This window comes from Salinibacterium sp. PAMC 21357 (assembly GCF_000247645.1).
Lineage (GTDB): Bacteria > Actinomycetota > Actinomycetes > Actinomycetales > Microbacteriaceae > Rhodoglobus.
Genome location: NZ_AHWA01000006.1, coordinates 503,474 through 517,124 on the forward strand (window position 1 = coordinate 503,474; position 13,651 = coordinate 517,124).

The 13,651-nt window shown below is 58.7% G+C and carries 13 protein-coding genes, 1 rRNA gene and 1 other RNA gene; 8 read left to right on the forward strand and 7 right to left on the reverse strand.

Annotated elements, in window-relative coordinates:
* Positions 1-86 precede the first annotated feature (86 nt).
* Positions 87-545, forward strand: coding sequence for a Tad domain-containing protein (locus ON14_RS14955; RefSeq protein WP_010206337.1), 459 nt, complete (start codon positions 87-89; stop codon positions 543-545).
* Between the two features lie 172 nt (positions 546-717).
* Positions 718-1,371, forward strand: a complete 654-nt coding sequence (locus ON14_RS14960) for an SDR family oxidoreductase (protein WP_010206338.1) — start codon at positions 718-720, stop codon at positions 1,369-1,371.
* On the opposite strand, the gene ON14_RS14965 is transcribed toward ON14_RS14960, so the two are convergent.
* Positions 1,361-2,002: a LysE family translocator gene (locus ON14_RS14965; RefSeq protein WP_010206339.1), complete on the reverse strand. Its 642-nt coding sequence runs from the start codon at positions 2,000-2,002 to the stop codon at positions 1,361-1,363. The two genes, ON14_RS14960 and ON14_RS14965, sit on opposite strands and share 11 nt — an antisense overlap.
* Entirely contained in the window at positions 1,999-3,255 is a 1,257-nt protein-coding gene (locus ON14_RS14970) for an MFS transporter (RefSeq protein WP_010206341.1), read from the reverse strand. The genes ON14_RS14965 and ON14_RS14970 overlap by 4 nt, the downstream gene beginning before the upstream one ends.
* Positions 3,256-3,364: 109 nt before the next feature.
* On the opposite strand from ON14_RS14970, the gene prfB reads away from it, so the two are divergent.
* From prfB to smpB, 4 genes are all read left to right on the forward strand, one after another.
* Entirely contained in the window at positions 3,365-4,471 is a 1,107-nt protein-coding gene (gene prfB, locus ON14_RS14975; RefSeq protein ID WP_010206342.1) for a peptide chain release factor 2, read from the forward strand.
* 159 nt (positions 4,472-4,630) lie between these two features.
* Positions 4,631-5,422: a cell division ATP-binding protein FtsE gene (ftsE, locus tag ON14_RS14980; RefSeq protein WP_010206344.1), complete on the forward strand. Its 792-nt coding sequence runs from the start codon at positions 4,631-4,633 to the stop codon at positions 5,420-5,422.
* Positions 5,419-6,336: a permease-like cell division protein FtsX gene (gene ftsX, locus ON14_RS14985; RefSeq protein WP_010206346.1), complete on the forward strand. Its 918-nt coding sequence runs from the start codon at positions 5,419-5,421 to the stop codon at positions 6,334-6,336. Before ftsE ends, ftsX begins: the two co-directional genes overlap by 4 nt.
* Before the next feature lie 94 nt (positions 6,337-6,430).
* A complete protein-coding gene (smpB, locus tag ON14_RS14990) occupies positions 6,431-6,910 on the forward strand; it encodes an SsrA-binding protein SmpB (RefSeq protein ID WP_009771737.1) in 480 nt (159 codons plus the stop codon).
* 111 nt (positions 6,911-7,021) lie between these two features.
* Here the strand turns inward: smpB and ON14_RS14995 are convergent, their stop codons facing one another.
* Complete coding sequence (locus ON14_RS14995; RefSeq protein ID WP_010206347.1) at positions 7,022-7,294, reverse strand: glutaredoxin family protein; 273 nt, start codon at positions 7,292-7,294, stop codon at positions 7,022-7,024.
* A gap of 166 nt (positions 7,295-7,460) precedes the next feature.
* On the opposite strand from ON14_RS14995, the gene ssrA reads away from it, so the two are divergent.
* Positions 7,461-7,835, forward strand: a transfer-messenger RNA (tmRNA) gene (gene ssrA / locus ON14_RS15585).
* A gap of 36 nt (positions 7,836-7,871) precedes the next feature.
* Here ssrA and galK read toward each other — a convergent pair.
* The 4 genes from galK to ON14_RS15015 form a co-directional block, all read right to left on the reverse strand.
* On the reverse strand, positions 7,872-9,050 hold the full coding sequence (gene galK / locus ON14_RS15000; protein ID WP_010206348.1) for a galactokinase: 1,179 nt from the start codon (positions 9,048-9,050) through the stop codon (positions 7,872-7,874).
* Positions 9,047-10,156 (reverse strand): galactose-1-phosphate uridylyltransferase, encoded by a 1,110-nt coding sequence (gene galT / locus ON14_RS15005; protein WP_010206349.1) that lies wholly within the window; start codon positions 10,154-10,156, stop codon positions 9,047-9,049. Before galT ends, galK begins: the two co-directional genes overlap by 4 nt.
* On the reverse strand, positions 10,153-11,172 hold the full coding sequence (gene galE, locus ON14_RS15010) for a UDP-glucose 4-epimerase GalE (RefSeq protein WP_050993076.1): 1,020 nt from the start codon (positions 11,170-11,172) through the stop codon (positions 10,153-10,155). Before galE ends, galT begins: the two co-directional genes overlap by 4 nt.
* A gap of 170 nt (positions 11,173-11,342) precedes the next feature.
* Positions 11,343-11,828 (reverse strand): GNAT family N-acetyltransferase, encoded by a 486-nt coding sequence (locus tag ON14_RS15015; protein ID WP_010206351.1) that lies wholly within the window; start codon positions 11,826-11,828, stop codon positions 11,343-11,345.
* A 756-nt stretch (positions 11,829-12,584) separates the two neighbouring features.
* Here ON14_RS15015 and ON14_RS15020 point away from each other — a divergent pair.
* A 16S ribosomal RNA gene (locus ON14_RS15020) occupies positions 12,585-13,651 on the forward strand; the annotation flags it as partial.

Genomic DNA, 13,651 nt, shown 5'->3' on the forward strand with positions numbered 1-13,651 from the left:
TCTCAACGAACCCCCAACTCCTGCCGCCCCCCTGGCCTAACCGCTTAGGTCGGCCGAATCGCCGCTGCCTGCCGAACCGCCGCGGCGTGCCGAACCCGGCCCAAGGTCATGACAGCGCGCTCGGCGACGAGCAAGGTTCCGCACTGCTCCTCACAATCTTCTACGGCTTCCTTTCCCTCGTGCTCATCTTCTTGGTGGTGGCGGCCACTTCGCTCTACCTCGAGCGAAAGCGACTGTTCACTCTTGCGGATGGAGCGGCACTTGTCGGGGCTGAATCTTACGATCTTGATGACGTCGAGCTCACCCCGAAGGGCTATCGTCCCAAGCTCACTTCAGTCAAAATCGCCTCTGCTGTTGCTGACTACGTCACCGCGACCCAGGGAGATCGGTTCACCGACCTTAAAATTGAAGAAGCGTTGACAAACGACTCGGCCAGCGCGACGGTTTCGCTCTCTGCCTACTGGCGACCGCCGTTCGTCTCGCTGCTGGTGCCCGACGGGATTCGGATCGACGTCACGGCTTCGGCGCGGTCGGTTTTCTCGTAACCGACGCGCATCCAATCCGCGACAGCCCCACACCCAGTGTCCTCCCCAACCCAACACCCAGCCTCCGCCCAAACCCCATCCAGCAAACGCTCGTGCAGCAAACAGGGAGCTTCGCTTCGTAGCGTGGAGTGTGCACTTCATGACAGTGCGCAACCACGCAAAGGAGATAGCCATGAAACGAATCGTTATTGTTGGCGGCCACGGCAAGATCGCTCTCAGCCTCGCGGAGCTGCTTACTGGCTCAGGGCATCACGTGCACTCCCTTATCCGCAATCCCGATCAGGAATCAGATATCAGCGCGACCGGCGCCATGCCTGTTATCGCCGATATCGAAGCGCTCAGTGCTGAAGAACTTTCGGAGATTTTTACCGGAAATGACACGGTGGTGTTTGCTGCGGGCGCGGGCGGCGGGAGCCCCGAACGTACTTACTCTGTCGACCGCGACGCCGCTATCCGAACAATGGATGCCGCCGCGCATGCGGGGGTTACCCGCTACGTAATGCTCTCGTATAAGGGGGCTGGCTTCGATCACGGTGTGCCTGAAGACAATGATTTCTTTGCCTATGCGCAATCGAAGGCTGCCGCCGATGATCACCTTCGTAAGGGGCCGTTGAGTTACACGATCGTCGGTCCAGGATCGCTCTCGAGCGAAACGGCATCCGGGATGATCGATGTTGGTGATGCCGCTACCGCGGAATATGCGGCCCGTGACAACGTGGCACAAGTTATCGCGGCGGTAATTGATGCTGATAACACCATCGGTCACACCATCGAATTCATGGATGGTTCCACGCCGATTGCTGAGGCCGTTGCTGCTATTGCTTAGCGTGGGGGATAAAGAGCGAACCTATGCCGAGCCCGATGAGGGCAACGCCGCCGACTGCTGACAGATTTGTGATGCGGTGGGGTGAGCTCGCAAACCAGTCGCGAGCGAACCCCGCCGCTACGGCCCACGAGGTGTCAGTGATCACGGCGATTCCCATGAAGATCATGCCGAGGGCGAGCAGCTGTAGTTGAACGCTGCCTGATCCGAAGCTCACAAACTGGGGCAGCACGGCAACAAAGAATACTGTCGCTTTGGGGTTCGTGATCCCGACGACAAACCCTTGGCCAAAGATACGCCAGCGTGAGCGTGTCTGAGGCGTCGCAGCATCCGCTGTCGTGTGCGCATTGCGGTGCCGAATGGCCTGCACGCCCAGGTAAATCAGGTAAGCCGCGCCCAAATATTTCACGATGGTGAAGGCGATTACTGATTGCGCGATGATGGTGCCGACCCCAAAGGCTACGCCGATAACAAGCACGACCCCGCCGGTGGCGTTTCCGAGCGAACTGATGATTCCGCCCAGTTTGCCGAGCGAGAGTGAGCGGCCGATCAGGAACAACACACTCGGGCCCGGAATCAGGATGATGGGCAGTGCTACGAGCACGAACGCGAGGAGGTTCGTAGTGGGGATCACTTCTGCGGTTTCTGGATGTAACGGGGAACATAACGCAGCATAACGCCAGCGCCAATCAGGCCAAGCACTCCGACTGCTCCTGCCGCTAGCGAGAGCGAGGCGAGGGCGGTAATCCCCGCGATCATGAGGGGCGAGGCGGCGAGACCGACGCCGCCGGTGAACCGCCACGCACCGAGGAATGGTGCCGGATTAACCTTGGGGGCCAAGTCCGCACCGAGCGTCATCAGGATTCCGCTACCAAGACCATTTGCGAGAGACAAGAACATTGCGCACGCGATGAACCAACCAACGTTGGCGTTCACGTCGTGGGTCAGCGAGAGCACGAGATGGCCGATGCCGAGTCCCACTAGCGAGGGCACTGCCGTCCACAACCGGCCGAAGCGGTCCATAATTTGACCGCCGGTATAGAAGAGAGCGAAGTCCACGGCGCCCGCGATTCCAATGATGATCGCTGTGTTGGTGTCTGCGAGGCCGATGCTGACGGCCCAGAGCGGCAAGATCACTTGACGGCTCGCGCGCATGGCACCGATGATGGCAGCGCCGAGTCCCAGTCGCGAGAGCACAGCACGGTTGTCGCGGATCGAGGTGAAGAGTCCTTGTGACTGCTCGGCGACGAGCGCCTCACCGTCGCGTAGTGACCGGTCGTTGACCCGAGAAGTGTGCACGGCGCCGAAGGTCGTTGCGGGGTCGGGAAGCAAAATCAGCACGAGCGCAGCGGCAACACAGGCCACGACGTGAATCCAGAAGGCCGCGATTGTCGCCCCAGTGAAGTGGATGACGGTGGCGGAAATAAAAGGACCGATAAAGGTTCCGAGGCGAAAAGTTCCTCCCAGCGTCGAGAGCGCCCGTGCGCGGTACGCGATGGGCACGAAACTGGTCAAAAAGGCGTGACGGGCTAACGCGAATACGGCGGTCGCGAGTCCGATGAGCAGCACACCGAACCCGAGTGCCACCGGGTTGGGCGCGAGGATACAGATCACGACTCCGATGATCGAGAGGGCACTTGCGCCGATCATGGCGGGCCGCTCGCCAATGCGGGAGACGAGCCATCCACTCGGTATATTGCCGAAGAGTTCGCCGAGGGTCAGCAGCGCTGCTACGAGTCCGGCGATTGCTAACGTCGCCCCGAGATTATCGGCCGCAATGGGAATCAGCGGGATAATTGCGCCTTCGCCAATGGAGAAGAGAAGTGTCGGCAAAAGGACGGGCAGCCCAATCGAGCGCCAGCTAAAGGGTTGTTCTGTTGTGCTCATCGCCGTCCATCGTATGTCGAGATCGCATGCAGTGACGGCAGCGCGACCCACCTCTTCCGCAGCCTCGAACAGGTGCCTCCTGAGCTTCGCGGGTAGTCTGGTGGGTGACATGGATGAACTGGACTTTTCTGACGACATCGCGGCACTGCGTTCCACTTTTGCAGACATTCGCCAGGTGGTTGACACCGACCGGCTCACGTCGGAGATCGAACGGCTGAGCGACGAGGCTGGTGCCCCCGATCTGTGGGACGATACCGACAAAGCGCAAAAGATTACGAGTGATCTCAGCCATCGTCAGGCCGAGCTTGCCAAGATTAATTCGATCTCGAACCGTCTCGATGACCTTGAAATCATGGTTGAACTCGCTAACGAAGAGAGCGACGATCAGGCTGCGGCGGATGCTCGCGCCGAGCTCGCTGCCATCACGAAAACTCTCGGCAACCTTGAGGTTCAGACTCTCCTCAATGGTGAGTTCGATCAGCGCCCCGCTGTCATCACCATTCGTGCGGGAGCCGGAGGCGTTGACGCCGCCGACTTTGCCGAAATGCTTTTGCGCATGTACTTGCGGTACGCCGAACAGCATTCGTACCCCACTCGGGTGCTCGACACGAGCTACGCCGAAGAAGCCGGAATTAAGTCGGCGACGTTCGAGGTCGACGCTCCCTTTGCTTTCGGAACCCTCAGCGTCGAGGCCGGCACCCATCGCCTCGTGCGCATGAGCCCGTTCAACTCGGCGGGTAAGCGTCAAACCAGTTTTGCTGCTGTCGAGGTCGTACCTCTTATTGAGACGACGGATGTTGTCGAGGTCCCCGAGAACGACATCCGTGTTGATGTCTTCCGCTCGTCTGGCCCCGGTGGTCAGTCCGTTAACACCACAGACTCTGCGGTGCGTATTACTCACTTGCCCACGGGGATTGTGGTCAGCTGTCAGAACGAGAAGAGCCAGATTCAGAACCGTGCTGCAGCGATGCGCGTTCTGCAGTCTCGACTTCTTCTTCTTCAACGCGAGCAAGAGGCCGCAACCAAGAAGGAGATCGCGGGTGTCATTACTGCCAGCTGGGGCGACCAGATGCGTAGCTACGTGTTGGCGCCGTACCAAATGGTGAAAGATTTGCGTACCGAGTTCGAGGTCAATAATCCGTCGAATGTGTTCGATGGTGACCTCGACGGTTTCATCTCGGCGGGCATCAAGTGGCGCAAGCGCGTCATCGAGTAACCCCTACCTAACCCCTGCCTAGCGTCTAACTGACGCCGTCGCAGAGCGCGCTCTTTCTGCTGACGCCGCCGTGTGCCCTGAACTGGGCCACCCTGTGAGTCCGCGCCTGCGGTGCGTCGCTGACGTGTTCCGTGCTGTGCTTACTTAGGCTGACTGCAAATGATTCGTTTTGATGCTGTTTCGAAGTCCTATCCGGGCACTACTAGACCGGCGCTGAGCTCGGTCGATCTTGAGATCCTAAAGGGCGAGTTCGTCTTTTTGGTCGGTGCTTCGGGCTCGGGGAAGTCAAGTTTTTTGCGGTTGATCCTTAAAGAGGAGAACCCGACTAAGGGGTCGATCTACGTGCTGGGCCAGCACTTGAATACTCTGTCGAGCCGCAAGGTGCCGTATTTCCGTCGTAATCTCGGTGTGGTTTTTCAGGACTTCCGTCTTCTCCCTAACAAGACCGTCTTCGATAACGTCGCGTTCTCGCTGCAGGTGATTGGCAAAAGTCGCGGTTACATCCAAGAGGCAGTTCCGGATGCTCTCAAGATGGTTGGCCTCGCCGGCAAATCGAGTCGTTTTCCCCACGAACTTTCCGGTGGTGAGCAGCAGCGGGTAGCTATTGCGCGCGCCGTGGTGAACAAGCCGGCGATCATGCTGGCCGATGAGCCGACGGGAAACCTCGACCCGGCTACCTCCGCGGGAATCATGACGCTCCTCGAGCGCATCAACTTGGGCGGCACAACGGTTCTGATGGCAACCCACGATGCGGGCATCGTCGATCAGATGAAGCGCCGAGTGATCGAGCTCATTGGTGGTCAAATTGTGCGCGACGAGCGTCAGGGTGGTTACCAAACCCAGACGCTGCCCGTTGTCGACAGGGCCGCGTATCCGGCGGCAAGCAGCTCCCACAGCGCTGCGTCGACCGGTTCGTCATTGCCCTCGACGGGTGAGGGGCTCGACGCATGAGGCTCGGTCTGATTCTGGGTGAAGCGGGCAGCGGTCTGCGTCGTAACCTCTCCATGGTGGTCTCTGTCGTTCTGGTGACGTTCATTTCGTTGACCTTCGTCGGGGCGTCGATTTTGCTGCAAATGCAGATCGGCCAGATGAAAAATTATTGGAACGATCGCGCTCAGGTCATTGTGTATCTGTGCACGGAGATCGATACCACCGGCAACTGCACTCTCGCCGAGGCAACAGAGGATCAGATCGCTGCCGTGCAACAGCAGCTTGATTCACCGACTCTCGCGCCCTACATCAATGAAGTTCAGTTCGAAAATCATGAGGAGGCGTACAGCAATTTTCAGAAGCAGTTCGCTGATACTGCGTTCGATGGAATCATCACGCCAGAGTCACTTCCCGAGAACTTTCGCGTGAATCTCGTCGATCCCGAACAGGCGGATGTGCTGATTGAGAGCCTCTCGGGGCTTGCGGGTGTTGAGGGGGTGGAGGATCAGCGTGCCTATCTGGAGCCCATCTTTGCCATCTTGAACGCCGCCAGTTTCACGGCGATCGGGGTTGCCGGTTTGATGCTGGTGGCTGCGGTCTTACTTATCGCTACCACGATCCGCTTGAGTGCATTTTCGCGCCGTCGAGAGCTCGGCATCATGCGGCTTGTTGGTGCCTCTAACCGCTTCATTCAGACTCCGTTCATCCTTGAGGGTGTGTTCGCGTCTCTCATCGGGTCGGTGCTTGCCGCTGGCACGATTGTTGCTCTAGTTCACTTCTTTGTGAGCGGGTATTTGGCATCAACTCTGCCCCTGGGTACCAGCTTGCTGGGCATGCAGGAGGCGCTGCTCGTGGTGCCGATTTTGATCGCCGTTGGCGCCGGACTTGCCGCAATTTCTGCCGGTGTTGCTATTAGTCGATATCTGAAGGTCTAGTCGCGGTGCCGCTCTCGCGCTAAACTGGTCTGCTGCACTGTCGGCGTCTGCCGCAATCGTGCGACATCCAATGTTTCGAAGAGAGAAGTGAGCCATGCCTAAGGAAGGTGACCGGAAGGTTGTTGCTAGCAACCGTAAGGCGCGCCATGACTACAGCATCGAAGACACCTTTGAGGCTGGTCTTGTGCTGTCGGGCACTGAGGTCAAATCTCTGCGGTTGGGGCGTGCCAGTCTGATCGATGGCTACGGCTACATCGATGACCATGCTGAAGCGTGGCTCGATGCCGTGCACATTCCTGAGTTCTTTCAGGGCTCGTGGAACAACCATCCTCCGCGCCGCAAGCGCAAGATGCTGTTGCACAAAGAGCAGATCCTGAAGATTCACAACAAGATCAAGCAGGGTGGCTACACGCTCGTACCGCTGTCTATTTATTTCTTGGATGGTCGTGCCAAGGTTGAACTCGCGGTCGCGAAGGGTAAGCGCGAATACGACAAGCGTCAGACGCTCCGTGAGCGTCAAGACAAGCGCGAGTCAGATCGCGCTATTTCTGCACGCAAGAACATGGGGGAGTAGCGGAGCTTGCCTCTCGCTCACCGCAGCTTCGGTGCGCACAAAGCGTAGGGCGCGCACAAAAGTGCGGTCCAGCTTTCGCTGAACCGCACTTCACGTGACACTAAGTTCTGGCTAGAGGGCGCCGAGTTCTTCGAGCTTCGCCTTGAGGTCCTTGTCGCTGGGCTCAACCTGGAAGGTTCCGTCGGTGAACTGCACGACGGGGATGCTCAGGCGGCCGCTAATGGCTTGAGCGCGCTCGGCGGCGGCGGGGTCTTTTTCAACGTCAATCTTTTCCCACTCCACGCCTAGCGAGTTGAGGAGGGCTTCGGAACGGACGCAGTCGCGGCACCAATCCGCACCGAACATCGTGGTTTTGGTGGGCAGGGCTTCTGTGGTTTCACTCATGACTCAAACCTACTTCGCGGTTGCTGGATGTAGGGGTCGCGTTCGCTGGCAGCGTTCATCGTGCGGGCGCAGGGCTGGCAACTGGGACGAATCCGACCTACAATTGAGGGCTGCCTGTTCGTCAGGCAGATTTGATAACTCCACAGCGCGACAACGACCCACACAGGGGGATGATCGGTTTCGACATTGCCTGCAAAACTGTGAGAAGCGGGTCGAGAATGCAGCCTTATCTCGTTAACGATGACTGCAAACTATAAGTGCCAATTCAAAGCGCACTGACTTCGCCCTCGCTGCCTAAGCGAGCGCACTAAAGAAGTCCGTCAGACCGGGAATGCTCTCTACCCGGATCCTGGCGCAATTTAGAGAGATTGCTGCGTAGTTACGCCTGAGGGCTACGCGGGACTTGCACTCTGGCTGGGCTTGTTGATCTAGGTGCTTGTGGCAAAGATCAGAGCCGAGTAGAACGTCTGCACAAGCTACACCCGTAGAAGGCACAGAATTACAGCAGTGGACGGGGGTTCAATTCCCCCCATCTCCACCACCGGTCGTTGTCGCGTTGTGAGTTTTCGAACTCTACCTACTGGGCAGAGTTTCGTTCGGCTCCCTGAGAAGGAGTCACGGTGAAAGTCACAGGCTCGGTAAATCCGCGGGCTGCGAAGGCTTGCTTCACTGCAACTTCTACCCGAGAAACCTGGTCGTGGGCAATGAGAGCGATTGCTGCTCCGCCGAATCCGCCGCCGGTCATCCGAGCGCCGATTGCTCCGTTGGCGCGGGCTGTCTCGACAGCGAGATCGAGCTCGGGAATTGAGATTTCGAAGTCGTCGCGCATCGACACGTGAGACGCATCGAGTAGGGCACCGATGGCGAGCGGGCCTTCTTCGTTCAGCGTGCGAACGGTATCGAGCACTCGCTGATTCTCGGTGATCACGTGGCGCACCCGACGGAACGTGACGTCGTCGAGCAGCGTTTGCGCGCGATCGAGATCGGAGACGCTGACATCGCGCAATGACGAAGTCCCCATGGCGGCGGCTCCAGCCTCACAGGCAGCGCGGCGTTCCGCATAGCCGCCAGTGGCGTGCGAGTGCGAGACGCGGGTATCCATCACGAGGATGCTGAGCTCAGCTTGAGCAAGTCCGAGCGGAACGACCGTGGCATCGAGCGAACGGCAATCCAAGAACACAGCCGAGTCCGTCGCTCCGAGCAGTGAGGCAGACTGGTCCATAATCCCGGTGGGTGCACCGACGACCTCATTCTCGGCGAGCTGCCCTACCTTGGCGAGTTTTTCGCGGGAGAAGCCGAGGCTCCAGAGATCGTTCAAGGCGAGGGCGACGGAACTCTCGATGGCGGCGGATGATGACAGACCGGCACCAACAGGAACGGTGGAATCGATGATGATATCCACCCCTGCCACTGCGCTCAGGTCTGCACCATGCTGGCCGAGAGCCCAGGCAACGCCGAGGGGATACGCGCTCCATCCCGCGATCTGACCTTCCGAACGTGCACCATCGAGCGCGGAAAGGTGAAACTCAACGGGGGTGTCGTCGAAGGTGCTGGTGACGCGGATAACGCCGTCGGTGCGTAGCCCAACGGCAGCCCGCGTGCGGCGGTCGATCGCAAATGGCAGCACGAAGCCTTCGTTGTAGTCGGTGTGTTCGCCGATGAGATTGACGCGGCCGGGCGCCGACCAAACGCCGTCTGGGTTGCGTCCGGTTAGCTCACGGAAACGCTCGCTCAGTTCCTGCACTGTGTCGCTCATGCTCGTTCGATTGCCTTTCGGATGTTTTCGGCTGCAGCTTCTGGGGTCACGTCGGCGATCCACGCGCCCATCGCCGATTCAGATCCGGCAAGGTACTTCAGTTTGTCGGCCGCGCGACGAGGCGAGGTTAGCTGCAGGTGCAGGCGGAACGTATCGCGCGCGCGATTCACGGGAGCCTGGTGCCACGCCGCAATATACGGCGTGGGGGAGTCATAAATCGCGTCGATTCCCCGGAGCAGCTTCAGGTACATTGTTGCGAGCTCGTCACGTTCTTCCCCAGAGGTGGCGGCGAAGTCGGGAATCTGACGGTGCGGCAGCATGTGTACCTCGATGGGCCAACGCGCAGCGAACGGCACGAAGGCAGTCCAGTGTTCTCCGCTCAGTACGACGCGGTCGCCGGCGCGTTCGAAGTCCAGGATGCGCTGAAACATGTCGGGGCTGGTGCGGTCAATCGCATCCAAAGTTCGCTGTGTTTTAGGGGTGATGTAGGGATACGAGTAGATCTGACCGTGCGGGTGAAGCAAGGTCACGCCGATTGCTTCGCCGCGGTTCTCAAAGGGAAAGACTTGCTGCACGCCGTCGAGTGCCGAGAGCGCTTCGGTGCGATCCGCCCAAGCTTCGATGACGGTGCGGGCGCGGCTCGGAGTTTGCGTACCGAAAGAACCTTCGTGGTCGGGGCTGAAGCACACCACTTCACAGCGCCCAATGGAGCTGCGGGTGCGGCCGAGCCCGAGCTCGGCAAGATCGTCGAGGCCAGCCGGGCTGTTTTCGCTTCCTGCCAGAGCCGGACCGAATGACGGCGAGCGGTTTTCGAAGACTGCGACGTCGTATAGTGCCGGGACCTCGGAGGGGTTGGTGGCTGTCTGCGGCGCAAGAGGATCTTGATCGGCAGGAGGCAGGAACACCCGGTTCTGGCGAGCGGCGGCGACGGAGACCCATTCACCGGTCAAAATGTCTTGTCGCATGCTCGCGGTTACGGGCCGGGGGTCAAGCACCCGACTGTCGACGGAGCGTTCCTCGCCGAGGGTCGTGTCGGCGTCATCGAAGTAGATCAGCTCGCGGCCATCGGCGAGGGTGGTGGGGCGCTTGGTGATCTTCGCGGTCATTCTGCACTTCCAATGTGTGTCGCGTCGGTAGAGATTGCGCTATCAGCACTGCTGTTTTCTGCACGCAGGCGTGCTTCCCAAGCACTGCGAACCATATCTTCTGCGGTGTAGCGCATTTTCCAGTCCAGGTCGCGGGCAGCAAGGTCACCGTTCGCCACGATACGGGGTGGGTCGCCGGGGCGGCGCGGTGCGATTTCTGGGGTGAAGGCGATGCCGGTAACGGTCGCGACGGCGGTCATGATTTCCGCAACGGATAGTCCGTCGCCACTACCCAGGTTGTAGGCGGCTTCAATGGTGTCGTTTGCTTCGAGCCTGCGAGCAGCAGCGACGTGGGCGGCCGCTATGTCGGCAACGTGCACGTAGTCACGAACGTTGGTGCCGTCGGGGGTCGGATAGTCGGTTCCGTTGATCCGCGGAGTTTTTCCGGCGACCAGTGCCTCGAAGACTAGGGGAAAGAGATTGTGTGGGCTGGTGTCGTAGACGGCGGGGTCGCCAGAGCCGACGACGTTGAAGTACCGCAGTGACGTGTGGCGCAGGCCAGTGGCAACGGCTTGATCGCGCAGTAGCCATTCGCCGATCAGCTTGGATTCTCCGTAGGGCGAGAGTGGCGCTTTCTCGGTGCTCTCGGTGACCAGATCCACGTTCGGCGTTCCGAAGACGGCGGCACTTGAGGAGAATACGATCTGCTCGACTGTGCACTGCGTCATAGCGTCGAGGAGGGAAACCGTGGCGGTGACGTTCTGTGTATAGGTGTGCAGTGGTCGTTGCACGGAGACGCCGGCGTACTTGAAGCCGGCAACGTGGATGACGCCAGTGACATTGTTCTCGGTCATGGTCTGCACGAGGGCATCGGTATCAAGAATGTTCGCGTTCACGAACGGCACACCGTGGGGAACAAAACGCTCGAATCCGCTCGAGAGATCATCGACAACGACCGCACTCATGTTGGCATCGATGAGCGCGCGCACAACGTGCGCACCTATATAGCCGGCGCCGCCGGTTACCATCCAAGTCATTGCTGTTCCTTGTGTCCGGGCAGCGGTTCAGCCGCGATTGCAGCTCTCTTCGCTGCGAGTAGATCTAATTGTATGACTATTGCCTCGTTGCGTCCAACGTCAGCAACGAGGCCCGCGTTGCACTACAAGCGCTCTCGACGTCACTCTCGTAACGGCAACACCTCCGTTGTTCAGTGGCGAACGAGACGCAGTTCGCGGATGTTCGGATTGAAGTCCATCGGTCGTACCGTGCCGTCAGGCATGAACCTGTTGCGGGCATAAAAGGAGCGAGCGCGAGGATTCTGCTCAAGCACCCAGACGCTAGACGGTGCGCCCCCGAGAGCCGCGTCGATAAGGGCTTGCCCTGCGCCACTTCCATGGGCTTCGGCAAGAACGTAGATCATCTTGAGTTCTTCTGCGGGCAACGCAGGCTCGTTCCGGTTGTGCTCAGCATGCGCAAATCCCACAATGCGTCCGTCAATCTCTGCAGCGACGGTGGTCACGTTGTCGTCGAGGAGTAACTCATTCCACATCGCCTCGCGGCGCAATCGAGATTCCTCGCTCCACGCCTGTTCCGGAAACAGCCCGGTGTACGCCTCTTTCCACGACTGGGTGTGCACGCTGGCGAGTTCTTCGGCATCCTCGAGGCGCGCGGCACGTGTGGTGAAACTGGGCATAGGACTATCTTCTCGCAGCGTTAGCGATTGGGGAGACGCTCCTATCTGACGGGCATGGCTTCAGGCTGGGGGCGTTGTTCACGCACTTCCTAGCGTTTTGTTGGTTCTCAGGCTGCGAAACGCCCGGGATGAAGGAGCATTTTGCGGGCGGGGGATTGTGCACGTAAAGTTCTTTCTTGTCACCCCAAAGGTGCGGAAGTCCCGGGCAGTTCTGCTGCTAGGTTTTCGGCCTCAAGTGGGGGCCACCATCCTCTAAATCTGTTATAGTTTTAGTCCGGTCGGGTAGCGGAATTCCTCTTGTAGGTTTCGGTATCGGGTCGTTGGATGTTCCCGCTTTATTCGCGTGTTGGTCAGTTGTTGTGTGCCGTTCTGGTGCGGAATTGCTGGTTTGACAAGCGCGGTGAAGCTGGTAAGTTAGACAGGTTGCCTTCCGCTTTCGGCGGGGGTTGCCAACACAGGTTTTGAAAGCCCTGGGGTGAAGCCGTTTTGCGGTGGAGGTCAGGAGCGTCCGATCCTTGAGAACTCAACAGCGTGCACAATGTCAAATGCCAAAAACCCGACTGTGTTTATGGGAATTGTTCTAATCAGAACAGTTTCGTTTATGCAGCGGATTCCTTTGGAAAAAGATATAAACAACAAAGCAAGTCAGTATTGATTTGTTCTGTCAGTTTCAAACTTGTTGCCTCGACACCCTATTCCGGGTGCGGGTGACACAAGATGTGCTTCTGCAAGCTTGCTTGTGGTTGCAATCAAACATTTATGGAGAGTTTGATCCTGGCTCAGGATGAACGCTGGCGGCGTGCTTAACACATGCAAGTCGAACGATGAAGCCGGAGCTTGCTCTGGTGGATTAGTGGCGAACGGGTGAGTAACACGTGAGTAACCTGCCCTTGACTCTGGAATAAGCGTTGGAAACGACGTCTAATACCGGATACGAGCTTCAGCCGCATGGCTAGGAGCTGGAAAGAATTTCGGTCAAGGATGGACTCGCGGCCTATCAGGTAGTTGGTGAGGTAATAGCTCACCAAGCCTACGACGGGTAGCCGGCCTGAGAGGGTGACCGGCCACACTGGAACTGAGACACGGTCCAGACTCCTACGGGAGGCAGCAGTGGGGAATATTGCACAATGGGCGCAAGCCTGATGCAGCAACGCCGCGTGAGGGACGACGGCCTTCGGGTTGTAAACCTCTTTTAGTAGGGAAGAAGCGAAAGTGACGGTACCTGCAGAAAAAGCACCGGCTAACTACGTGCCAGCAGCCGCGGTAATACGTAGGGTGCAAGCGTTATCCGGAATTATTGGGCGTAAAGAGCTCGTAGGCGGTTTGTCGCGTCTGCTGTGAAAACTGGGGGCTCAACCCCCAGCCTGCAGTGGGTACGGGCAGACTAGAGTGCGGTAGGGGAGATTGGAATTCCTGGTGTAGCGGTGGAATGCGCAGATATCAGGAGGAACACCAATGGCGAAGGCAGATCTCTGGGCCGTTACTGACGCTGAGGAGCGAAAGCATGGGGAGCGAACAGGATTAGATACCCTGGTAGTCCATGCCGTAAACGTTGGGAACTAGATGTAGGGGCCATTCCACGGTTTCTGTGTCGCAGCTAACGCATTAAGTTCCCCGCCTGGGGAGTACGGCCGCAAGGCTAAAACTCAAAGGAATTGACGGGGGCCCGCACAAGCGGCGGAGCATGCGGATTAATTCGATGCAACGCGAAGAACCTTACCAAGACTTGACATATACGAGAACGGGCTAGAAATAGTTCACTCTTTGGACACTCGTAAACAGGTGGTGCATCGTTGTCGTCAGCTCGTGTCGTGAGATGTTGG